This is a genomic window from Bacillus sp. FF-1, from assembly GCF_028548245.1.
GTDB lineage: Bacteria > Bacillota > Bacilli > Bacillales > Bacillaceae_G > Bacillus_A > Bacillus_A paranthracis.
Map to the genome: position 1 here is coordinate 1 of NZ_JAQQGG010000009.1, position 23,706 is coordinate 23,706.

At 37.4% G+C, this 23,706-nt stretch carries 24 protein-coding genes, 1 tRNA gene and 1 other RNA gene; 16 read left to right on the top strand and 10 right to left on the bottom strand.

All coding sequences use genetic code 11. The annotated features are described in order from the left end of the window. The 3 genes from PQF83_RS23320 to PQF83_RS23330 form a co-directional block, all read right to left on the bottom strand. Positions 1 to 206, bottom strand: a 206-nt coding sequence (locus PQF83_RS23320) for a SpoVA/SpoVAEb family sporulation membrane protein (RefSeq protein WP_000095400.1), incomplete at its 3' end; no start/stop codon positions are given. A gap of 29 nt (positions 207 to 235) precedes the next feature. Then, a complete protein-coding gene (locus PQF83_RS23325) occupies positions 236 to 721 on the bottom strand; it encodes a YhcN/YlaJ family sporulation lipoprotein (RefSeq protein WP_001170598.1) in 486 nt (161 codons plus the stop codon). Between the two features lie 91 nt (positions 722 to 812). Next, positions 813 to 1,019 (bottom strand): DUF1657 domain-containing protein, encoded by a 207-nt coding sequence (locus tag PQF83_RS23330; RefSeq protein WP_000216166.1) that lies wholly within the window; start codon positions 1,017 to 1,019, stop codon positions 813 to 815. A gap of 205 nt (positions 1,020 to 1,224) precedes the next feature. Between PQF83_RS23330 and PQF83_RS23335 the strand changes: the two genes are divergently transcribed. The 9 genes from PQF83_RS23335 (at position 1,225) to eno (ending at position 10,281) form a co-directional block, all read left to right on the top strand. After that, positions 1,225 to 1,300, top strand: a tRNA-Arg gene (locus tag PQF83_RS23335). A 259-nt stretch (positions 1,301 to 1,559) separates the two neighbouring features. Next, a complete protein-coding gene (gene rpoN, locus PQF83_RS23340; protein WP_000647974.1) occupies positions 1,560 to 2,867 on the top strand; it encodes an RNA polymerase factor sigma-54 in 1,308 nt (435 codons plus the stop codon). A gap of 9 nt (positions 2,868 to 2,876) precedes the next feature. Continuing rightward, a complete protein-coding gene (locus PQF83_RS23345; RefSeq protein WP_000869738.1) occupies positions 2,877 to 3,122 on the top strand; it encodes a glutaredoxin family protein in 246 nt (81 codons plus the stop codon). 135 nt (positions 3,123 to 3,257) lie between these two features. Continuing rightward, complete coding sequence (cggR, locus tag PQF83_RS23350; protein WP_001258187.1) at positions 3,258 to 4,286, top strand: gapA transcriptional regulator CggR; 1,029 nt, start codon at positions 3,258 to 3,260, stop codon at positions 4,284 to 4,286. Positions 4,287 to 4,312: 26 nt separating this feature from the next. After that, a complete protein-coding gene (gene gap / locus PQF83_RS23355; RefSeq protein WP_000161231.1) occupies positions 4,313 to 5,317 on the top strand; it encodes a type I glyceraldehyde-3-phosphate dehydrogenase in 1,005 nt (334 codons plus the stop codon). A gap of 139 nt (positions 5,318 to 5,456) precedes the next feature. Further along, a complete protein-coding gene (locus tag PQF83_RS23360) occupies positions 5,457 to 6,641 on the top strand; it encodes a phosphoglycerate kinase (RefSeq protein WP_001036343.1) in 1,185 nt (394 codons plus the stop codon). A gap of 32 nt (positions 6,642 to 6,673) precedes the next feature. Then, positions 6,674 to 7,429, top strand: coding sequence for a triose-phosphate isomerase (tpiA, locus tag PQF83_RS23365; protein ID WP_001231036.1), 756 nt, complete (start codon positions 6,674 to 6,676; stop codon positions 7,427 to 7,429). Beyond that, positions 7,426 to 8,955 (top strand): 2,3-bisphosphoglycerate-independent phosphoglycerate mutase, encoded by a 1,530-nt coding sequence (gene gpmI, locus PQF83_RS23370; RefSeq protein ID WP_001231150.1) that lies wholly within the window; start codon positions 7,426 to 7,428, stop codon positions 8,953 to 8,955. Before tpiA ends, gpmI begins: the two co-directional genes overlap by 4 nt. Positions 8,956 to 8,985: 30 nt before the next feature. After that, positions 8,986 to 10,281 (top strand): phosphopyruvate hydratase, encoded by a 1,296-nt coding sequence (gene eno, locus PQF83_RS23375; protein WP_000103957.1) that lies wholly within the window; start codon positions 8,986 to 8,988, stop codon positions 10,279 to 10,281. Between the two features lie 50 nt (positions 10,282 to 10,331). Here eno and PQF83_RS23380 read toward each other — a convergent pair whose 3' ends face one another. Next, positions 10,332 to 11,282, bottom strand: coding sequence for a nucleoside hydrolase (locus tag PQF83_RS23380; RefSeq protein ID WP_001125027.1), 951 nt, complete (start codon positions 11,280 to 11,282; stop codon positions 10,332 to 10,334). A gap of 275 nt (positions 11,283 to 11,557) precedes the next feature. On the opposite strand from PQF83_RS23380, the gene PQF83_RS23385 reads away from it, so the two are divergent. From PQF83_RS23385 to ssrA, 7 genes are all read left to right on the top strand, one after another. Continuing rightward, a complete protein-coding gene (locus PQF83_RS23385) occupies positions 11,558 to 11,926 on the top strand; it encodes a CidA/LrgA family holin-like protein (protein WP_000673222.1) in 369 nt (122 codons plus the stop codon). Further along, on the top strand, positions 11,923 to 12,615 hold the full coding sequence (locus PQF83_RS23390; RefSeq protein ID WP_000078304.1) for an LrgB family protein: 693 nt from the start codon (positions 11,923 to 11,925) through the stop codon (positions 12,613 to 12,615). The genes PQF83_RS23385 and PQF83_RS23390 overlap by 4 nt, the downstream gene beginning before the upstream one ends. A gap of 94 nt (positions 12,616 to 12,709) precedes the next feature. Then, positions 12,710 to 12,943 (top strand): preprotein translocase subunit SecG, encoded by a 234-nt coding sequence (gene secG / locus PQF83_RS23395; RefSeq protein WP_000557262.1) that lies wholly within the window; start codon positions 12,710 to 12,712, stop codon positions 12,941 to 12,943. Between the two features lie 161 nt (positions 12,944 to 13,104). Further along, a complete protein-coding gene (estA, locus tag PQF83_RS23400; RefSeq protein WP_000761976.1) occupies positions 13,105 to 13,845 on the top strand; it encodes a carboxylesterase in 741 nt (246 codons plus the stop codon). A gap of 142 nt (positions 13,846 to 13,987) precedes the next feature. Beyond that, on the top strand, positions 13,988 to 16,408 hold the full coding sequence (gene rnr / locus PQF83_RS23405) for a ribonuclease R (protein WP_000391094.1): 2,421 nt from the start codon (positions 13,988 to 13,990) through the stop codon (positions 16,406 to 16,408). Positions 16,409 to 16,656: 248 nt separating this feature from the next. Further along, the gene (gene smpB / locus PQF83_RS23410; protein ID WP_001123901.1) at positions 16,657 to 17,124 is read left to right on the top strand and encodes an SsrA-binding protein; all 468 of its coding nucleotides are present in this window, start codon (positions 16,657 to 16,659) and stop codon (positions 17,122 to 17,124) included. Positions 17,125 to 17,250: 126 nt separating this feature from the next. Continuing rightward, positions 17,251 to 17,605: a transfer-messenger RNA gene (ssrA, locus tag PQF83_RS23415) on the top strand. A gap of 168 nt (positions 17,606 to 17,773) precedes the next feature. Here the strand turns inward: ssrA and PQF83_RS23420 are convergent. The 6 genes from PQF83_RS23420 to PQF83_RS23445 form a co-directional block, all read right to left on the bottom strand. Next, positions 17,774 to 18,151, bottom strand: a complete 378-nt coding sequence (locus tag PQF83_RS23420) for a YxeA family protein (protein WP_000734548.1) — start codon at positions 18,149 to 18,151, stop codon at positions 17,774 to 17,776. 206 nt (positions 18,152 to 18,357) lie between these two features. Further along, positions 18,358 to 18,477 (bottom strand): DUF4027 family protein, encoded by a 120-nt coding sequence (locus PQF83_RS23425; RefSeq protein ID WP_000662451.1) that lies wholly within the window; start codon positions 18,475 to 18,477, stop codon positions 18,358 to 18,360. A 185-nt stretch (positions 18,478 to 18,662) separates the two neighbouring features. After that, a complete protein-coding gene (locus PQF83_RS23430) occupies positions 18,663 to 19,799 on the bottom strand; it encodes a hypothetical protein (RefSeq protein ID WP_033671959.1) in 1,137 nt (378 codons plus the stop codon). 130 nt (positions 19,800 to 19,929) lie between these two features. Next, positions 19,930 to 21,780, bottom strand: coding sequence for an FtsX-like permease family protein (locus PQF83_RS23435; protein WP_000924824.1), 1,851 nt, complete (start codon positions 21,778 to 21,780; stop codon positions 19,930 to 19,932). A 16-nt stretch (positions 21,781 to 21,796) separates the two neighbouring features. Next, positions 21,797 to 22,558, bottom strand: coding sequence for an ABC transporter ATP-binding protein (locus PQF83_RS23440; protein WP_272792346.1), 762 nt, complete (start codon positions 22,556 to 22,558; stop codon positions 21,797 to 21,799). A gap of 12 nt (positions 22,559 to 22,570) precedes the next feature. Next, on the bottom strand, positions 22,571 to 23,626 hold the full coding sequence (locus PQF83_RS23445) for a DUF418 domain-containing protein (RefSeq protein ID WP_001100769.1): 1,056 nt from the start codon (positions 23,624 to 23,626) through the stop codon (positions 22,571 to 22,573). Between the last annotated feature and the right edge of the window lie 80 nt (positions 23,627 to 23,706).

Here is a 23,706-nt window from a genome sequence, read left to right on the forward strand (position 1 = left end):
ACTGTTGGATTCCCTGCTGAGCGTTCAGTGAAATCGAAATACGTAATATAAAAAGTAGAAATGAGTTGCCCAATTAGGCAAATGAAACCACCAACGAAAAAGGCTTTTATACAGTTTTTTAAGACAGGACGCTTCGGTTCGCGTTCTTGCTCGAATTTTTTATATTCCTGTTGCACAGGGGTTAAGTTTTTATCTTTACTAGACATTGCAAACCTTCCTTTTCTTTTAAAAAGCGTTAAGTGTTAGACTCCATTTTTTTACCAATGAATTTTAATTGTTTATTAATTTCATCTTTAGATACTTTCTTTTCCTTAATTTTTCTTTCAAGCTTTTCAAGTAACATAAAGATTTTTTTATCTGTACTTACACGAACATCGAAAGTGGGGTGCTCATCACTTAGCTGCTTTTGGAGCTTCTTACGGAGAGGTTTTAATCCAAATCTTTCGTGATGCTCAGGTGTAACTGCTATGTAGAGATCTAAATTTGAATTTACTGCTGTACTTTTTATAATTTCATCCATAGTGAGAGCTCTTTTCTTGGCTCCTTGTGATATAGATTGATTAAAGGATTCCATACTCGTTTTTGTTAACTTTGGACCTTTCTCTTTCTCCGTTCGTTTTGCTTCTTCTTTCACTTTTTTATCTAAAGGACTATTATCACATCCGGTAAAAGAGCTAAATAGAAGGGCAAATAATACGGTTATGAGTCCGAGTTTTTGCATATTTATCATTCCATTTATTGCAATATGTAATGTGATAGAAAAAGGATGACTGCATATCATCCTTTTTCTATTTCACAGCAAGACTGATTCGTTATTGCTGTGAGTATTGTGGTTCTTCTTGTTGGACTTCTTCAACGCGTGGGTTTAAAGAATCGATAATCGTTTGTGTTTGCTGTGCAGCTGTTTGGAAAAGTTGCTTAGCTTGTTGATTATCCGTATCAAGAGCGAATCCCTCTAAGCTAGCTTGTGCACTTTTTAATCCAGAAACAGTTTGTTTTAATTTCGTAATTACAGTCATTGAATGAAGCCCCCTTTGGAATATCAATTCAAAGATTATAATTTGTGAGTTGGGGTGAATTTATGATTGGAAAATTTAGGGGTGGGTGCTTTGTTAATATACTCATAACTAAGCGTCATAAAGGATTACGGGGATATTTTTATTGATTTAGATGGATTTTATTGCTATTATTATGAGAAGAAAATGAAGTGTTTTCTATTATCATGCGCCCATAGCTCAGTCGGATAGAGCGGTGGTTTCCGGTACCACGTCTGCCGGGGGTTCGAATCCCTCTGGGCGCGTCAAAAAGTCCTAACTTACGTTTTGTAGGTTAGGACTTTTTTTATTTCCCTCTTGTTATATCTGATAATAAGATTTACTATTAGTACTTGGTTATGATTTAATTCCGTTATTATTTTCTTTCAATATTATTCAAATTTCGGTTGTAAGTTGTAAATCTCATTAATACATATAAATTAATAATATTTTGGAATGGGTGTCTGTGATAGCATTCTCCTTTTACCAAACTTATTGTACAATAGAAACAAGGGGGAGATTAGTTTGAAGGCAAGTCTTTTACAAGAACAAAGCTTACGTTTGGCAATGACACAAGAGTTAAGGCAAGCGATTACAATGCTCCAGTATAATGTACAAGAATTATCGGAGTTTTTGTATGAGCAATCGTTAGAGAATCCCCTTATTGAGTTAGGTGGTTTTGAGAGGGAGAAGAAAAAGAGCTCTAACAACAGTAAAAGTACCAGCAAACAAGTCGAGAATCAGATGGAAATCTACAGTGTGGATTCTACAACGATTCAGCAACATTTATTAAATCAAATACAGTATTATAAAATAGAGGAAGAAGAGCGAAAAGTAGCTTCTTTCATTATTATGAACATGGATGGAAATGGGTATTTACAAGAAACGAATGAAGAGTTAGCAAATCTTCTTTCCGTACCACTTCATGTAGTCGACCGCTCTGTAGAGCTTGTCCAATCACTGGAGCCAGCAGGGGTAGGAGCGCGTAATATTCAGGAATGTCTAACTTTACAATTGAAGCGCTTACAAAGACGGAATGGATTAGCAGAAGAGGTTGTAGAAGACCATTTCGCTTATTTCGTGAAGAAAGATTGGCGAAAGCTCGTTCAAGTGTTGAAGTGTAGTAATGAGGAATTGCAATCGGCGGTGAACTGTATTACGTCATTACAGCCGAAACCAGGTCTTGCGTTTTCTTCTGATAAACCACTTTATATTGTGCCTGATATGGCGGTGAAAAAAGATGGTGATCGTCTCGTTTTACAAATGAATGAGAGAAATATGCCGAGAATTGAAATTCATTCTGAATATAGTGCGCTTCTTAATAATAGTGAAAGTGAAGTAGCATCTTACGTTTCAGAAAAGTATCAGCATGTGCAGTGGATTATGCGTAGTTTGAAACAGAGAAAACAAACGCTTTTGCAAGTAATGACCATTATTATGGAAAAACAACGTGATTTCTTCTGGAAAGGTCCGGAGTATTTAAAGCCACTTGCTTTAAAAGAAGTAGCTGAAGAGTTAAGTGTGCATGAATCGACAATTAGTCGCGCAACGCGAAATAAATATGTGCAAACACCACACGGTTTATTTGAGATGAAATCGTTCTTTAGTAATGCCGTTTCGACTACTGAAGATGAAGCAGTCTCTACAAAGCGTGTAAAACAATTTATTCAAACGCTTGTTGAGGCAGAGAATAAGAAAAAGCCACTTTCAGATCAAAAGATTTCAAAATTGTTAGAAGAAGAGCATGAAATCGTTATTTCTCGAAGAACAGTGGCGAAGTATAGAGAGCAAATGCACATCCCAGCGTCGTCATTACGAAAAACGATCGGATAGGTGAAGAAGATGAAAGTTGTACTGTATACAAAAAATGATTGTGGCCTTTGCGTTAAGGCGAAACAAGTTTTACAGGAAGTACAATGTGAATATTCTTTTCAAATTGAGGAAATAGATATATATGAAGATAATGACCTTTTAGAAAAATATCATCTAATGATTCCGGTTGTAGAAATAGACGGAAAACAAGTAGAATATGGTAACATTCACAAAGGTGTCATAATAAACTATATAAAGAATGCAGTTAAGAGTTGAATAAGTTTCTATCTCCTGTTACAATAATACACGTAGCAGGGATTATTTTTTTAACCTATGTGGGACACAAAATGTCACTACGGGACGTAAAGTGACCATGAGGGAAAATGAACCGATGTAGTGAGGAGAAAAGATATGCGCTCATGGATTCAGAACACAAAAAAATTATTACCTGATCTGCTACCTGTTATGCAAACGAGAATGCAAATTCTTCAATACATTAGGCTTATGCAGCCGATTGGAAGAAGAAATTTATCAGCAAGTCTCGGTATGACAGAACGAGTATTGCGAAGTGAAGTTCAAGTTTTGAAAGAACAAAACTTAGTTCACGTCGCTTCTTCTGGAATGACTTTGACAGAAGAAGGAACAGCTTTAGTTCTTGCTTTGGAAGACTTTATGAAAGAAATTTCCGGGTTAAAGGTTTTAGAAAAGCAACTTAAGGAAACATTAGACTTGGATGAAGTTTTCGTTGTCCCTGGTGATAGTGATGAATCGCCTTGGGTCAAACTGGAGATGGGCCGTGCTTGTGTGACTTGTATAAAAGACCGTCTGACAGCGAATAATATCGTTGCTGTGGCTGGAGGAACTACGCTAGCTGCTGTTGCGGACATGATGCAGCTTGATTGCAAAGATTTACATATGCTATTTGTCCCAGCACGTGGTGGAATTGGAGAAGGCGTCGAGTTAGAAGCCAATACTATTTGTGCCAAGATGGCGCAAAATACGATGAGTAATTATCGCTTATTGTATGTTCCAGACCATGTTAGCAGCGAAGCATATGCGTCTATTGTGACAGAGCCTTCCGTGAAAGAAGTTCTTGAGTTGATTCGATCTTCCAATATCGTCATTCATGGAATAGGTGATGCGTTAACAATGGCACGTCGCAGAAATACTTCAGAAGCAGATTGGTTAAAGATTCAGGCAAGCGAAGCAGTTGGCGAAGCTTTCGGTTACTACTTTAATGAACAAGGAAATGTTGTTCATAAAGTAAGAACAGTTGGTATGCAACTAGAGGATTTACAAAATGTATCTCACGTTGTTGCAGTCGCTGGAGGTTCTTCAAAGGCAAAGGCAATACAGGCTGTAATTAAACAAGGGCACACTTCAATTCTAATTACAGATGAAGGTGCAGCAAAACAGTTAACAAAGGGTATTACCCTTTAATATAATCCCCCAAGGAGGAAATTCAAATGACTAAAATTGGTATTAATGGATTTGGACGTATCGGACGTAACGTATTCCGCGCAGCACTTAACAACCCAGAGGTAGAAGTAGTAGCAATCAACGACTTAACAGATGCTAAAACTTTAGCTCACCTTTTAAAATATGACACAGTTCACGGAACTTTAAACGCAGAAGTATCTGCTAACGAAAGCAGCATCGTTGTTAACGGTAAAGAAATTAAAGTTATCGCTGAGCGTGACCCAGCACAATTACCATGGAGCGACTACGGAGTAGAAATCGTAGTAGAATCTACTGGCCGTTTCACTAAAAAAGCAGACGCTGAAAAACACTTAGGTGGATCAGTTAAAAAAGTTATCATCTCAGCTCCAGCTTCTGACGAAGATATCACTGTAGTTATGGGGGTTAACCACGAACAATACGATGCAGCTAGCCACAACGTAGTATCTAACGCTTCTTGTACTACAAACTGCTTAGCTCCATTCGCTAAAGTATTAAACGAAAAATTCGGCGTAAAACGCGGAATGATGACAACAATTCACTCTTACACTAACGACCAACAAATCTTAGACTTACCACACAAAGATTTACGTCGTGCTCGTGCAGCAGCTGAAAACATGATCCCAACATCTACTGGTGCAGCTAAAGCAGTAGCATTAGTATTACCAGAACTTAAAGGTAAATTAAACGGTGGCGCTGTACGTGTTCCAACTGCTAACGTTTCTCTAGTTGACCTAGTTGTTGAACTTGACAAAGAAGTAACAGTTGAAGAAGTAAATGCAGCATTCAAAGCAGCAGCTGAAGGCGAATTAAAAGGTATCCTTGGATACAGCGAAGAGCCATTAGTATCTATCGACTATAACGGATGTACAGCTTCTTCTACAATCGATGCATTATCTACAATGGTAATGGAAGGTAACATGGTTAAAGTACTTTCTTGGTACGATAACGAAACTGGTTACTCTAACCGCGTAGTAGACCTAGCAGCTTACATGACTTCAAAAGGTCTTTAATTCTTAATTATATAAGTTATCAATGACAAAACGAGGGAGAGGGTTTGTTCCCTCTCTCTCTTCTTTCGTTTTAAAAGCAAATGTGTTAAGCTTTTGAGTGGGTTTTGTCAATCCTAACTAGTAGTCGGAGGGAAATCCAATGAACAAAAAATCAATTCGTGACGTAGATTTAAAAGGTAAGCGTGTATTTTGCCGCGTTGACTTCAACGTACCTATGAAAGAAGGCAAAATTACAGATGAAACTCGTATCCGTGCAGCTCTTCCTACAATTCAATATTTAGTAGAGCAAGGTGCGAAAGTTATTTTAGCAAGCCACTTAGGCCGTCCAAAAGGTCAAGTAGTAGAAGAATTACGTCTTACTCCAGTAGCAGCACGTTTAGGCGAGCTTCTTGGTAAAGACGTTAAAAAAGCAGACGAAGCATTCGGACCAGTTGCACAAGAAATGGTTGCAGCAATGAACGAAGGCGACGTATTAGTTCTTGAAAACGTACGTTTCTATGCGGGCGAAGAAAAGAACGATGCAGAACTTGCGAAAGAATTTGCAGCTCTTGCTGACATCTTCGTAAACGATGCATTCGGTGCAGCTCACCGTGCTCACGCTTCTACAGCAGGTATCGCGGACTACCTACCAGCAGTATCTGGTTTACTAATGGAAAAAGAGTTAGATGTTCTTGGAAAAGCACTTTCTAACCCAGATCGTCCATTCACAGCTATCATCGGTGGGGCGAAAGTAAAAGATAAAATCGGTGTAATTCGTCATCTATTAGACAAAGTAGATAACTTAATCATCGGTGGCGGACTTGCTTACACATTCGTTAAAGCTTTAGGTCATGAAATTGGTCTATCTCTATGTGAAGACGACAAGATCGAACTAGCAAAAGAATTTATGCAACTTGCAAAAGAAAAAGGCGTAAACTTCTACATGCCAGTTGATGTTGTAATCACTGAGGAATTCTCTGAAACTGCAACAACTAAAATCGTTAATATCGATTCTATCCCTTCTAACTGGGAAGGCGTGGACATCGGTCCTAAAACACGTGAAATTTATGCAGATGTAATTAAAAACTCTAAGCTTGTTGTATGGAATGGACCAATGGGTGTATTCGAAATGACTCCATTCTCACAAGGTACAAAAGCAGTAGGACAAGCATTAGCAGATGCAGAAGGTACATACTCTGTTATCGGCGGTGGTGACTCTGCAGCAGCTGTTGAAAAATTCGGTATGGCTGATAAAATGAGCCACATTTCTACTGGCGGCGGTGCGTCATTAGAATTCATGGAAGGTAAAGAGCTTCCAGGTGTAGTTTGTCTTAACGACAAATAAGTAGCAGCCAAAGAAAAAGGACGGTGCAAAGCATGCGTAAACCAATTATCGCAGGTAACTGGAAAATGAATAAAACTCTATCTGAAGCAGTTAGCTTCGTAGAGGAAGTTAAAGGTCAAATCCCAGCAGCTTCAGCTGTTGATGCAGTAGTTTGCTCTCCAGCTCTATTCTTAGAGCGCCTTGTAGCAGCGACTGAAGGAACTGATTTACAAGTAGGTGCACAAAACATGCACTTCGAAAAAAATGGTGCATTCACTGGCGAAATTAGCCCAGTAGCACTTAGCGACTTAAAAGTAGGCTACGTAGTACTTGGCCACTCTGAGCGTCGTGAAATGTTTGCTGAAACAGATGAGTCAGTAAACAAAAAGACTATCGCAGCATTTGAACATGGTTTAACACCAATCGTATGTTGTGGTGAGACTTTAGAAGAGCGCGAAAGCGGAAAAACATTTGATCTAGTAGCAGGTCAAGTAACAAAAGCACTTGCAGGTTTAACTGAAGAGCAAGTTAAAGCAACTGTTATCGCTTATGAGCCAATCTGGGCTATCGGTACAGGTAAATCTTCTTCTTCTGCAGATGCAAACGAAGTATGTGCGCACATCCGTAAAGTTGTTGCAGAAGCTGTTTCTCCAGCTGCTGCAGAAGCTGTTCGTATCCAATACGGCGGTAGCGTAAAACCAGAAAACATTAAAGAGTACATGGCACAATCTGACATCGACGGCGCTTTAGTTGGCGGTGCTAGCTTAGAGCCTGCTTCGTTCTTAGGTCTTCTGGAGGCGGTAAAATGAGAAAGCCAACAGCTCTAATTATTCTTGACGGTTTCGGACTTCGTGAAGAAACTTACGGGAATGCTGTAGCACAAGCTAAGAAACCTAATTTTGATGGTTACTGGAACAAATTCCCTCACACAACGCTTACAGCTTGTGGCGAGGCAGTAGGTCTTCCAGAAGGTCAAATGGGTAACTCTGAGGTTGGTCACTTAAATATCGGTGCTGGCCGCATTGTATATCAAAGCTTAACACGCGTAAACGTTGCAATTCGTGAAGGTGAGTTCGATAAGAACGAAACGTTCCAAAGTGCAATTAAAAGCGTAAAAGAAAAAGGTACTGCACTTCATTTATTTGGTTTACTTTCTGACGGTGGTGTGCACAGTCACATGAACCACATGTTTGCTCTTCTTCGCTTAGCAGCTAAAGAAGGCGTTGAGAAAGTATACATTCATGCATTCTTAGATGGCCGCGATGTTGGACCAAAAACAGCACAAAGCTATATCGATGCAACAAATGAAGTAATTAAAGAAACAGGAGTAGGACAATTCGCGACTATCTCTGGTCGTTATTACTCCATGGACCGTGACAAGCGTTGGGATCGCGTAGAAAAATGTTACCGTGCTATGGTGAATGGTGAAGGACCTACTTATAAATCAGCAGAAGAGTGTGTAGAAGACTCTTATGCAAATGGTATCTACGATGAATTCGTATTGCCGTCTGTAATTGTTAACGAAGATAACACGCCAGTTGCAACAATCAATGATGATGATGCAGTTATCTTCTATAACTTCCGTCCAGACCGTGCAATTCAAATTGCTCGTGTATTTACAAACGAAGACTTCCGTGAGTTCGATCGTGGTGAAAAAGTACCTCACATTCCAGAATTCGTATGTATGACACACTTTAGTGAAACAGTAGATGGTTACGTGGCATTCAAGCCAATGAACCTTGATAACACTTTAGGTGAAGTTGTTGCGCAAGCGGGATTAAAGCAACTTCGCATCGCGGAAACTGAAAAGTATCCGCACGTTACATTCTTCTTTAGCGGTGGTCGTGAGGCTGAATTCCCAGGAGAAGAGCGTATCTTAATTAACTCACCGAAGGTTGCAACGTATGACTTGAAACCTGAAATGAGCATTTACGAAGTAACGGACGCTTTAGTAAATGAAATCGAAAATGATAAACATGATGTTATCATTCTTAACTTTGCGAACTGTGATATGGTTGGCCATTCTGGGATGATGGAACCAACAATTAAAGCAGTAGAAGCAACTGACGAATGTTTAGGAAAAGTTGTAGAAGCGATTCTTGCAAAAGATGGTGTAGCACTTATTACTGCTGACCATGGTAATGCTGACGAAGAATTAACTTCTGACGGAGAGCCAATGACAGCTCATACAACTAACCCGGTTCCTTTCATTGTTACTAAGAACGACGTAGAATTACGTGAAGGTGGTATCTTAGGTGATATCGCTCCAACTATGCTTACACTTCTTGGTGTTGAGCAACCGAAAGAAATGACAGGTAAAACAATTATTAAATAATTTGCTTATATAAAAAGGAGAGAATTTATTATGTCAACAATTATTGATGTTTATGCTCGCGAAGTCCTTGACTCTCGTGGTAACCCAACTGTAGAAGTAGAAGTTTACACAGAAAGCGGCGCTTTCGGACGCGCTATCGTACCAAGTGGTGCATCTACTGGTGAACACGAAGCAGTAGAATTACGTGACGGTGACAAATCTCGTTACCTTGGTAAAGGTGTTGTTAACGCAGTAAACAACGTTAACGAAATTATCGCTCCAGAAATCGTTGGTTTCGACGTAACTGACCAAGCTGGTATCGACCGTGCTATGATCGAATTAGATGGCACTCCAAACAAAGGTAAACTAGGCGCTAACGCTATCCTTGGTGTATCTATGGCAGTAGCTCACGCAGCAGCTGACTTCGTAGGTCTTCCATTATACCGTTACCTTGGTGGATTCAATGCAAAACAATTACCAACTCCAATGATGAACATCATCAACGGTGGTTCTCACGCTGATAACAACGTAGACTTCCAAGAGTTCATGATCTTACCAGTTGGTGCTCCAACATTCAAAGAATCAATCCGTATGGGTGCTGAAGTATTCCATGCACTTAAAGCTGTATTACATGACAAAGGTCTTAACACTGCAGTAGGTGACGAAGGTGGATTCGCTCCAAACCTTGGTTCTAACCGTGAAGCATTAGAAGTAATCATCGAAGCTATCGAAAAAGCTGGTTACAAAGCTGGCGAGAACGTATTCTTAGGAATGGACGTTGCTTCTTCTGAGTTCTACAACAAAGAAACTGGTAAATATGACCTTGCAGGCGAAGGCCGTACTGGCTTAACTTCTGCAGAAATGGTTGATTTCTACGAAGAGCTTTGCAAAGACTTCCCAATCATCTCTATCGAAGATGGTTTAGACGAAAACGACTGGGATGGTCACAAATTATTAACTGAGCGTCTTGGAAGCAAAGTACAATTAGTTGGTGACGATTTATTCGTAACTAACACTCAAAAACTTGCTGAAGGTATCGAAAAAGGTATCTCTAACTCAATCTTAATTAAAGTTAACCAAATCGGTACTTTAACTGAGACTTTCGAAGCTATCGAAATGGCTAAACGTGCTGGTTACACAGCAGTTGTATCTCACCGTTCTGGTGAAACTGAAGATGCTACAATCGCTGACATCGCAGTTGCAACTAACGCTGGCCAAATCAAAACTGGTTCTATGAGCCGTACTGATCGTATTGCTAAGTACAACCAATTATTACGCATCGAAGACGAACTAGGCGAAATCGCTGTTTACGATGGTATCAAATCTTTCTACAACATCAAACGATAATTGTAGAAAATAACGACAGACCGTGAGAAATCACGGTCTGTTTTTTTATGCTAAAATTGTTCCCCCGTCATAAGTGACATGAAATGTTTAAAGAAACTGTTATAATCAAAATCAATTGCAATTTGATGACCCGGCCAATCAATAAATGGCTTTTGGTTCACTAAAGAACGAAATTCCCCTATGCTTGCTCCTTGTGCAGAGGATTCTGTCATGACAACGATAGGGGATTTGTGATACGTAAACATAGAGTTATCAAGTAAAGCGAGTATTGGCATTGTGTCATGGAAGGGGCTACCCTTTAAATGTGGTAGAGCATTTTTATAATAGCCGTAGTAATAATGATCGAATAACGGTTTGACGAGTGGGGCTTTTCCTTTTGCTTCAATATATTCAGCCATTTCTGGTGTAATGATGGAATATTGGGTGACGTTTAATGGATAGATGTACATGTTAGGTGAGGATTGAAGGACTATATTAGCGGCAGTAGGGTCACCATAAAAGTTTGCTTCAGAAATAGGGGTGACATTACCAGGATGTAAAAAGGCACCGCCCATTACGTAGTAAGATTTAATTTGTTTCATTAACTGTTTGCACATGATAAATAAAATTGCTAGAGAGGTAAGTCTTCCTAAACTTACAATAATTAATTCATCTTTATACTGTTCAATAAGAGGAATCACTTCAAAGAAATTCTCCATTTCTCCGTTAGTCACATTCCCATTTGGAATAATTGGCCCAAGTCCTTGTTTCCCGTGTACATCTGTAAAAAAAGCAGGCGGGGCACCAGTAAGAGGGCGTTCTGAACCACCAAATATCTTAATATTTCTATTCCTTGTTTCATTCTTAAGAAAATGAGCATTTTGTACGGCCATCTCTTTTGGAACATTGCCGTAATCAGCAACAATACCGATGATTTCTATTTCATCGATAAAGAATGCTAAGAGGAGAGCCATCGTATCATCAATGCCAGGATCACAAAAAATAAGAACTTTTTTGGGCATATGTTCACCACCTATCTTGTTTATATATATGTAAGCTTAAAGGTAAAAAGATTATTTTATTGAAATAACAACCTTTAAAATTCAGAAAATAAAAACTTCTTATATTAGGTCAAGGTTTTTGACTTAATTTTCTTTTAGAAATGTAGTCATATCAAGGTTGTAAGCGTATAACATAGGCGTTTTTTGATGTCAAGTTGATAAATTGCAGCTTTTTACAATTTATACTATGATAAAGATATTAACAGAAGATCGTATAAACAAGAGGGATGATGAACATGAAATTTACAAAGATTCTTGTCCAAATTGCTGCTCTTTACGTTTTTTATATGGTTGGAACTTGGGTACAAGAAATGTTAAATATTCCGATTCCAGGAAGTTTGATTGGAATGTTCCTCTTACTTGTTTTACTTAGCCTAAAAGTTCTTCCAGTGAAATGGTTCGATTTAGGAGCAGAAACACTCGTTGCTATTATGCCGTTTTTATTAATTCCGCCAACGCTTGGCCTAATGAATTACGGTGCTTTTTTTATGAGTAAAGGAATTTCTCTTTTCATTACAGTTGTAGCGAGTACATTTTTAATCATTATTGTCGCAGGACATACAGGACAATATCTTGCGAATAGAAAGGAAAGAGAGTCGCGATGAGTCAAATATTAATCGGGATCGGTTGGGTTCTTTTTACGGTGCTATTATATCAATTATCTAAAAAAATCTATAAATTATTTCCAACACCATTCACCATTCCAATGCTTGTAGCAACAGGATTAATGGCTTTCCTATTTATCGTGCTTGATATACCATATCAACATTATATGGAAAGTGGTGGCGGCTGGATTGCAAAGCTACTTGGACCCGGTGTTGTAGCATTTGCAATTCCTCTTTATAAACAACGTCACGTTCTGCAAAAGTATGTTGTACCGATTGCCGGTGGTGTATTAGTAGGTACAACAGTTGCCATTGCAAGTGACTTTGCTATTGCATCACTTATGGGAACAGATAAAAGCTTGATTTTATCTTCTTTACCAAAATCGGTGACAATGCCAGTTGCAATGAGTGTTTCGGAGCAAGTTGGTGGTGTACCGTCATTAACAGCAGCTTTCGTTGTTATTGCAGGTATTACTGGAACGATTACCGGCCCGCTTTTATTAAAATGGAGCCGCGTTACAAACTCAGTTGGTAAAGGTATCGGATTTGGATGTGCTTCTCATATTATGGGCGTGATGAGAGCGATGAAAAATAATGAACATGAAGGTGTTATTGGATCGGTAACAATGACATTAACAGCCATTTTGACATGTTTGCTCGGGCCGCTATTTGCAATGATGTTCATGTAATAGAAGAAAAGCGAGAGCAACCTTATAGCTCTCGCTTTTCTATAGAATTTATGCTACAGTTACAATAACTGAATCTTTGTAGGAGGTACGCCAAGTGCATACGTTATTATCCGTTTTACTTATTATTGTATCGATTTTAATGATTGTTATGGTACTTATGCAGTCTAGTAATAGCTCAGGCCTTTCAGGTGCAATTTCAGGCGGTGCAGAGCAATTATTTGGTAAGCAAAAAGCACGTGGAATTGAAGCGGTATTAAACCGTATTACAATTGTTTTAGCTGTATTGTTCTTCGCATTAACAATTGGTGTTACGTACTTAAACTTATAGAATTGAAAGAAGGAGCGTTAGTAGGATGTACTAATGGTTCTTCTTTTTTTGTTTTGCCATTTGAAAGATGTTTCTAATTAGATTATAGAAATATAAATATGGTACACTAGATATAGAAAGAATACGACTAGATTACAGAAGAGAAAGAGGAGAAGTACATGATGAAATTAGCATCTCCGAAACCATTTACATTTGAGGGTGGAGACCGCGCTGTTTTATTACTACATGGATTCACAGGAAACTCAGCTGATGTACGTATGTTAGGGCGTTTCTTAGAAAAGAAAGGCTACACTTGTCATGCCCCAATTTATAAAGGGCACGGTGTACCACCAGAAGAGCTTGTTCATACAGGTCCTGAAGATTGGTGGCAAGATGTAACGGAGGCATATCAGCTTTTAAAAGATAAAGGTTTTGAGAAAATTGCTGTGGTTGGATTGTCACTTGGCGGAGTATTTTCACTAAAATTAGGTTATACAGTACCGGTTTTAGGTGTAGTGCCGATGTGTGCACCAATGTATATTAAGAGTGAAGAAACGATGTACCAAGGTATATTGGCATATGCCCGCGAATATAAAAAGCGTGAGCAAAAATCACCAGAGCAAATCGAACAAGAAATGTTGGAATTCCAAAAGACACCGATGAATACATTAAAAGCATTACAACAATTAATTGCTGACGTACGTAACAATGTGGACATGATTTATGCACCAACATTTGTTGTACAAGCGCGTCATGATGAAATGATTAATACAGATAGTGCGAACATTATTTATAACGGTGTAGAATCAACGTTAAAAGACATTAAATGGTATGAAGACTCTACGCATGTCATTACACTTGATAAGCAGCGTGACGAGCTACATGAGGATGTATATAACTTCTTGGAGCAACTAGATTGGTAAGATCTAGTTGCCTCTTTTTTTCATAAGGAATTTTTTGTGAAAACTGTAAAAATCATAAGGGGAGTATTGAAGTTTCGCTTTATACATCCCCTATCTTTCGGATACACTAAATAATATAAGGTTTTAAAGGAGGTATTTTTGCTTGGAAGAAATCATACAAGAACATATTGATAAGTTGTTATTATTTATGAGAGAAGAAGCGTATAAACCGCTAACGATACAAGAGTTAGAAGAGGCATTTGGGATTGAAGGTTCTGAGGGCTTTAAAGATTTCGTAAAAGCACTTGTAACGATGGAAGAAAAGGGACTTGTTATTCGTACTCGTAGCAACCGTTACGGTCTTCCTGAAAAGATGAATTTAATACGTGGTAAGTTAATTGGACATGCGCGTGGTTTTGCATTTGTTGTACCAGACGAGAAGAAAACAGGAGACGATGATCTTTTCATCCCGCCTACAGAATTAAACGGTGCACTTCACGGCGATACAGTATTGGCACGCCTTAGTTCCCAATCGAGTGGTTCGCGTCAAGAAGGTTCCATTGTACGCATTTTAGAACGCGGAACGAAAGAATTAGTTGGTACATATACAGAATCGAAAAACTTTGGATTTGTTATACCTGACAATAAACGCTGGACAAGTGACATTTTCGTATTGAAAAGCGCATCAATGGGTGCTGTAGAAGGTCATAAAGTAGTTGTGAAAATTACGAGCTATCCAGAGAATCGTTTAAGTGCAGAAGGTGAAGTTGTTCAAATTCTAGGTCATAAAAATGACCCAGGAGTAGATATTTTATCTGTTATTCATAAACATCATTTACCTTTAGCGTTCCCTGAAGAAGTGATGGAACACGCAAACAGTGTACCAGAAACGATTTCAGAGGAAGATTTAAAAGATCGCCGTGACCTGCGTGACCAAATGATCGTAACGATTGACGGTGCAGACGCGAAAGATTTAGATGACGCTGTTACAGTAACGAAGCTTGAGAACGGTAACTATAAGCTTGGCGTTCACATTGCGGATGTAAGCCATTATGTTCAAGAAGGTTCTCCAATTGATGTAGAAGCAGCGGAGAGAGCGACGAGTGTGTATCTTGTTGACCGTGTAATCCCGATGATTCCGCATCGTCTATCTAACGGTATTTGTTCATTAAATCCGAAAGTAGACCGTCTGACGTTATCTTGTGAAATGGAAATTAACAATTTAGGTGACGTTGTCAAACACGAGATTTTCCAAAGTGTAATTAAAACGACAGAGCGTATGACGTATGCTGACGTAAGAAGCATTTTAGAAGATGAGGACGAAGAGCTAATTAAGCGTTATGAGCCGTTAGTGCCTATGTTTAAAGAGATGGGGCAATTAGCACAAATTTTACGTGAAAAACGTATGCGCCGCGGTGCAATCGACTTTGACTTTAAAGAAGCGAAAGTATTAGTAGATGAAGAAGGAAAACCGACAGACGTTGTTATGCGTGATCGTTCTGTATCAGAGAAGTTAATTGAAGAATTTATGCTTGTTGCAAACGAAACAGTAGCAGAGCATTTCCACTGGATGAACGTACCATTCATGTACCGTGTCCATGAAGATCCGAAAGAAGATAAGCTAGAGCGTTTCTTTGAGTTTGTAACGAACTTTGGATATGCAGTAAAAGGACGTGCAAATGAAGTACATCCTCGTGCGCTGCAACAAATTCTTGAAATGGTTCAAGGGCAGCCTGAAGAAGTAGTCATTTCAACAGTTATGCTTCGTTCTATGAAGCAAGCGCGTTACGATGCAGAAAGTTTAGGTCACTTTGGTTTATCAACTGAGTTCTACACACATTTCACATCACCAATTCGTCGTTACCCAGATACGATTGTTCATCGATTAATTCGTGAATACATCATTAACGGTAAAGTCGACAATGAAACACAAGCAAAATGGCGTGAAAAATTACCTGAGATTGCAGAGCACTCTTCTAATATGGAGCGTCGTGCAGTTGAAGCAGAACGTGAAACAGACGAGCTGAAAAAAGCAGAATATATGCTTGATAAGATCGGCGAAGAGTATGACGGTATGATTAGCTCTGTAACAAACTTCGGTTTATTCGTAGAGCTTCCAAATACAATTGAAGGTCTTGTACACGTTAGCTACTTAACGGATGATTACTATCGTTATGATGAGCAGCATTTCGCAATGATCGGAGAACGTACAGGTAACGTATTCCGCATCGGTGACGAAATTACAATTCGCGTTATTAACGTAAACAAAGACGAGCGAGCAATCGACTTTGAAATCGTTGGCATGAAAGGTACGCCTCGTCGTAAGTTCAAAGATCGTCCAGTCGTGATTGAACAGCCAAGAACAGGCAGAAAGAAACGCGGCGGACGTAGCGAACGCAGTAATGAGCGCGGCGGAGAACGTGGCACAGGTAGAAAATTTGACCGTGGTGGCAAAGGTAAAGGAAGAGGATCTGCATCCGCGTCCGCTAGCCAACCAGGGAAAAAAGATGGTAACGGCAAGAAGAAAAAAGCATTCTTCGAAAACGTACCAGGATTCAAGAAGAAGAAGAAAAAGCGTAAGTAAGAAAAGGATGGCTTCGCTTTGATAAAAAGCGGGGCTTTTTCTTTTTTCTTAGTGGCTGGAGAACGAGCCACTTTCGCTTTTTATTGGAATCCAGCTCCAGTGGCTAGAATGTTCGGCGGCTTCGCTTCTTCTCTAGAGGCAAAGAACGCCTCAAGGTCAGAAGCTCCATCCACCTCACATTCTGAACGAGCCACTTCCGCTTTTTATCAACATTTGTTACAATAGTAAAAATAGAGGAGGGACGTTATATGCCAAAAGGTTCAGGTAAGGTTATTGCACAAAATAAAAAAGCTTTTCATGATTATTTCATCGAAGAAACATACGAAGCAGGGCTTGTCCTTCAAGGAACGGAAATTAAGTCAATTCGCGCTGGACGAGTGAACTTGAAAGATGCGTTTGCACGTGTACATAATGGTGAAGTATGGGTTCATAATATGCATATTAGTACGTACGAACAAGGAAATCGTTTCAACCACGATCCGCTTCGTACGAGAAAGTTACTTCTGCATAAAAAAGAAATTGATAAATTAGCAGGAGCTGCAAAAGAAACAGGATATGCATTAGTTCCACTTAAAATCTATTTAAAAAATGGATTTGCGAAAATGGCACTTGGTTTAGCAAAAGGTAAGAAACAATACGATAAACGTCACGATTTAAAAGAGAAAGAAGCTAAACGTGAAATTGCACGCGCGTTCCGTGATCGCCAAAAGATGTAATACAGATATTTACATTTGTAAAACGGCGCGCGTATGTTATAATAACTTATGTAAGATTGTTGCACATTGAAAAACAGCTCTTAGTAGCTATCACGAAATTTTCTTCGTATGCTCCATTTTTATCATGGGGACGTTACGGATTCGACAGGGATAGTTCGAGCTTAGGTTGCGAGTCGAGGGGATCGGCCTCGTTAAAACGTCAAAGCCTATAATTGGCAAACAAAACAATCTTTCTTTAGCTGCTTAATTGCACTAAAGGTTCCTCCCTCCATCGTCCATGTGGTAGGGTAAGGGACTCAAACTAAGTGGACTACGCCGGAGTTCGCCGTCTGAGGACAAAGGAAGAGAACAACCAGACTAGCAACTTGGAAGCCTGTCGATAGGCTGAAGAGTTCGCGAAATGCTAATATATCGACTACACTCGTAGAAGCTTAAGTGCCGATATTTTTGGACGTGGGTTCGACTCCCACCGTCTCCACCAATACATATTTGGTGGTTTTTTATTTTGTATGATATGAACCATAATCTTGCCAGGTTGGTGAGGTTATGGTTCTTTTTGTTTGTGGTAAACTAATGCTTCCAAAAAATAAAAGGAGTAGCTCTTATTTAATAAGAGCTACTCCTTTTATTTTTTTTTGATAATCATCTGTTATTTTATACCTAATTTCTCTTTTGTTTTTGCAGGTAAATCTGATTTCTGTACTTCTTCATAAGATTTAACTTCTGTGTTTGGTATATCTGTTTTCTTTTCATCCTCTTGTTTAATGTAAAGGCGTAAAAATGCATTTTCTTTAAGTTTTTTATCATTTTCTCTCTTTTGGCTACTAAATGTAACTGTTTTTTCATTTCCGTTTTCATCGTAAGTAGGTAAAGTATAAAGGCGTTGATTATCTTCCATTTTACCCTCACCTTGGATTTGAACGTAGTATTCCTTTGAACCCATTTTGATTGGGGAAGATAAATCACAACCAACCGCAAAGCTAGCGAATAGTGCAAAAGTAGCGCATGAAGCAAGTAATTTTTTCATATGAAAACTCCTCTATAAGTTATTTGTGTGTTTAAATTGGACTAACTAGTTATTAGTTTACAAGGAATAAATGTTTGCAAACATCGATGTATCTAACTGGAAACTTACATTTTTGTAAGGAACCCTTATTTTGAAATCTATCTATATAAAAAGTGATTTTTAGTCATCTTGAATGATTTTAAATTTAAAGTAGTAATGAAGATATATTACATGAAAAGTTGTTGAGCAATTTTAGTAATAGCCGCAACACCAGATAGTAAAACGAAGCCGCCTAAGCAAGAAACGGTAACAATTTGGTTGAATAATAAGTCTTGGTTTTCTTTCATGAGAATTCGCTCCTTTAAAAGTGTTTTTATTGTTGATTGATTATCTACTTTTAGTTTATATAAAATGTAAGATTGGAAACATCGAAGTAACTAACGATTGGCTTACAGTATTGTAAGGAATCTTACAGAAGTATGAAAAAAGGCTATTCTATTGAAAGAATAGCCGAGGCCGGAGATAGATGCTTTTATGGAGTTCTCTCATCTAACTTCATGTTTTTTATAAATCGTTTCGTTTCTGGACTCATAAGGAGAAGTAAGCGGAAGGATGTGCCACCGTAATAGACACATTTCTTGATTTTAGTAACTATTTTTTGTTTTTGTGTAGGAGAAAGACGATTGATATCATTTTCTTCTAACAAATAAATAACTTCTAGCATGTTTTTTTCTGCTTTTTGGGCGATACGATTAGATTTAAACTTTATATACATAAAATTAATGGTTGCACCAATTGTATAAGGTAATAAGGCTAATTGAGCTTTCTTTTCTAAATTCGTTTCTCCGCCAGTTAGTACAGAAATATCTTGAATAAAAATAACTAGTAATAATAGCGTTGTAGCAATCATTGAATTGGATATAAAAAAAGCATTTTCTGTACGACTTAGCTGATAGGGAGGGCGTATCCATACAATTCCCATTTGAACAATAATGCCAATGAAAATTGTTAAAATGATGGAAAAGTTATTTAAAAGATTAAAATGAGTTAAACTGCCTATTGTTGATAATAAACCAGTACTTATTATCGCTCCAGTGATAACAGAAGAGAGTATTAATAGTATTGTCATTAATATATTTGTCCATTGTAGTGCAAGATAAAGGCTGGTTACTGTGACTGCACTTAGAAGTAAAATCATATGCATCACATTAGAGACTAGGTCTGAAATAGACGGTGAGATGGATGCATTAATTTGTAATAAGCTATTGAAGCTTGATGCAGCGATAAGCAAGCTATACAATATTTTTGTATAACACTTGTAAATATATCTTCGATAAGGTAAATCTTTATTGGAGTCAAAGAGAGAAAAGAAGGTTAGCTCTTTCACTTTTTGATGCTCTTGTTTCATTTCGAAGTAAATATTTTTAGCGAAATATAGATAGAGTGACATGCTTATAAGCCAGCCGATATTAAAGAGCCCTACTCCGTAAGATGTCTTAAAATTAAAGAGTAGGGAAATAATTTTGGTTCCCAAATAAATATAAATAGCGATACGAATAAATGTATTTGTTTTTTTTCTTAAATTATAGGTTAGAAACTTTTCAATTTGTTTACTGAAGAAAAAATATAAAAAATTTCTCAGTAGTTGTTTCACATGTTGCAATAACATAGCTCCTTTCATTTATTCAACTCAGGTGTTGAAAATTAAAAATAGAATCAAGTACATATATTAGCATAGTAGATGGATGATGGATATAGGGGATAAAAAAGCTGATGACAGCATGTCACCAGCTTTTTTATTATCTTTCTTTCGGAAGTACAATACCTTTGTACAATTGAACTGTAATTAAGTAGTAAATAGTATAGATCACCGCAAAAATTGCCAGTGGAACCCAAATGCGGAAGTATGGGTCAATCAAAATGAAAGAGAACATATTCATACCAACAATTACATGGGAGATACCAATGGTAGCTGGGAATAAGAATACTAATAATAACTCTTTATAGATTGATCTCGCTAATAGCTCACGACGAACTCCTATTTTACGTAACATTTGATAGCGCTTTGTATCTTTCGTTGCACCAGATAGGATTTTGAACATTAAGCAACTTGCCATCATAGCTAAGAAAGCAATTCCTAAGAAAAAGCCCATAAAGACTGTACCACTTGTGAAAGTGTACATAATTTCGTAAAAGCTAAATTTACTATTTAATTGATCTTTAGTTATATGTTTATATTTTGCTAATTGTAATTGATCAAGTTCTTTCCATTCTTTCTTATACGCTGCGAAATCATTTGTTTTTCCAATTACAACATTTTGTTCCTTTGTTGTTATTTGATTGTACATTTTTTGGTCTACAATTTTTATATGTTGTTGTTTGTATAAGTATTCAGGTTGTATTTCTTTGAATGCATTCTTCCATTCTTCAGAAAGAGCAAGACCACCAATTGTATCATTTGCACCTTTCTTTACAATTGCTCCGACTGGAAGTTCATTTGCAGTTCGTTCTACTTGACCGACTTTCTTTTGCCCGAAACCATTTTGAACAAGAGGGCGATTTTTTTCTAAGTCTTCTTTCAAGTAATAAACGAATTTTTGATCTACTTTGTAGCGATAGTTCGCTTTTTCTTCAAATTTGATCTTGTTTAATATTTTTTTCTCATCTGCTGTTGGATTATGAACTGATACGTCGTATAGGCTAGCAATATCAGTAGTTAGGCTAATATTGTTTTTAAAAGCCATTCCGCCAGCAATTGCTCCAACTGCAAGTGCAATTAACATTGCTACAGTTGCTAATACCTTTGTTAAATCATTTACGCGGAAGCTTAATTGAGAAAAAGTAAATGAGTTTAATCCTTTTTCATTTAATGGTTTAATTTTTTTCAGTAATCTAATAGTTAGCGGTAATAAAGAGATGAAAATAAGATATGTTCCTAATGTCGTTGCTACTGTAGCGATAGGAAATCCAGCTAATGATAAAGCCTTTATATTTATTAATGCTGCATATCCAATTGCTAATGAACCAGCACCAATTACTGCTACAAAGAATGTTTTAATCCCTTTTACGGAAGGCTTGTCTATTTTCATCTCAGAATGAACGAGTTGTAATATTGTAATGCGAGATAGTTTCGCTATATTCATAATGGCAGCTAAGAAAAACAGGATGAAGAAAAATATTACTGTTACACGAATAGATGGAATATAAAGAGCGTGGTATCCATCGGAAGCAAATTCTAATTCTTTCATAAGAAGTTGTCCAATTCCTTTAGAAAGTCCGATACCGATTCCAATCCCAATAATAAGTGAAGTGATCCCGATAGCTAAAGTTTCCATAAACATGAGTAGCGTAATTTTATATTTTTTCGCACCTAACATCATATACATACCGAACTCTTTTTGTCTTAATGACAGTAAAAATGAATTGGCATATAGGATATAGAAAAACGTGATAGTTGCCAATAAAAATGAACCAACTTGGAAGATGATCCCAATAGAGCTAATCATCGAATTTGCTTTAATAAATGAATCATTCATTGCTAGTGTTTGGAACATGTAAAAGATTGAAATGGACATAACAAGCCCAATTAATAAGACAATGTAGTCTCTTATTTTACTTTTTAGTCCTGACATGGAAAGTTTGAGTAACATGTTGTAAATTCCTTTCTTATGCTTTTTGTGTACCCAAATCAGCAAGTACATTTAAAATTTCTTTATAAAACATTTCACGGTTTGTTGTACGATGTAGTTCTTTATACAGCTCTCCATCCTGAATGAACAAAATGCGCTGGCAGTAACTTGCGCTAAATGGATCGTGGGTAACCATCATAATTGAAACATTTTGCTCTTCATTAAGACTTTTCATTGCATCTAAAAGGCTCGTTGCATTTTTAGAATCAAGTGCTCCTGTTGGTTCATCTCCTAAAATAATCGCTGGTTCATGAACGAGTGCACGTGCAGCAGCAGAACGTTGCTTTTGTCCATCAGATACTTCTGAAGGATACTTTTGCAGTAATGATGAAATTCCTAACATCTCTGCTACTTTCGTTACTTTTGGTCCAATCTTTCGAGAAGGAACACCTTGCAAGGAAAGTGGCAATGCAATATTTTCATAGATTGATAAATTTTCTAAAAGATTAAAGTCTTGAAAAATAAATCCTAATTTTTTGGAGCGGAAATCAGAGAGTGCACCTTGCTTCATTTTTGTAATATCAGTTCCAGCAATTTCAACTTTTCCGTCCGTTGCATTATCTAATGTAGAAATTACATTTAGTAATGTTGTTTTTCCAGATCCAGATGGTCCCATGATACCGACAAATTCACCTTCTCGGATTGAAAATGATACACCTTTTAAGGCATATGATTGATTCTCACCTTTTTTACCATATACTTTCTGAACATTTTTTACGTCTACAACAGGTCTTTGCATTTTTATAGCCTCCTATATGTTATTTTTTCTATTATTTTTTCGGATAGGCACTAAGTTCCAATAAGTTAAGCAGCGCCAAATCCATTCTATAGGTCCAAAATTAAAATATTTTAACCAAACGTTACTCAGTATAATTTGAACAATCCATGTTAATAGGCAGACATTAATCATAAGGAAAGCGAGATCCATGCTTTTGACGAATAATGGTAAGATAAAAATTCCTACAAAAGTTTGTCCCAAGTAATTACTCATGGCCATTTTTCCATAGGCTTGTAACGGATGGAGTACAACGCTTCCTAGTTTACTTTTTAACAGAGCCATTAAAATTAAAATATAAGTTAGTGCTAGGAAAGGCTGTAAAATGGTCAATATGATGAATGACAGTTTGGCGCCTTCTGTGAGAAATTGGAAAGTTACTCCAGTGATTGAAATACTGCCTACTACAATTAAAAGTATTGTATGAAGCTTTGGATTCTTCCTTAATTTTGTGAAAATATCCATCTGCATGAGTGAAAAACCCTCAATAAAATAAATTAGAAATCCTGTTAACGTAGTAATGACTTGAAGAACATTCAAGAGTGGAGGTACATTCAAGTTCCCTCCGTACAAATAATCATAAGACATAATACTCACAATAATTCCGATTACATGGAAGGTTAGAGAAATGCCTAATAACCATTTACCAGGAATTTTATGAAGTGATAGTAGCACTAATCCTACAATTGCATAGGGAACAAGTACATCTCCTGACCAAATACTAGCGTGTAAGAGCCCAATGACAACTAATATAATCATACGACGTATATACAAGGAATAAGGTTGCCCTTTGGCTTTCGCACGGCTTAAGAAAAGAGCTGAACCTGCTCCAAAAAGTAAAGAGAAGATAGCATAAAACTTCCCTGTTGCTAAAATGTTAATCCAATTAGCATCGCTTAATTGTCCAGCACCCGATCTCTGACTAAATTCAGCTATATTCACTAAGAAAATACCAATTAAGGCAAAACCTCGTATGACATCTAAATCAACAATTCGATTTTTTTGAGGTAAGCTTTGTTTTATTACATTCATAATCTACCTATCCTTTCTATAATGATTTTTAGTGCATGTATTAAATTTGCGATGACAGCAGATTAATGTCGAAGTGTTGC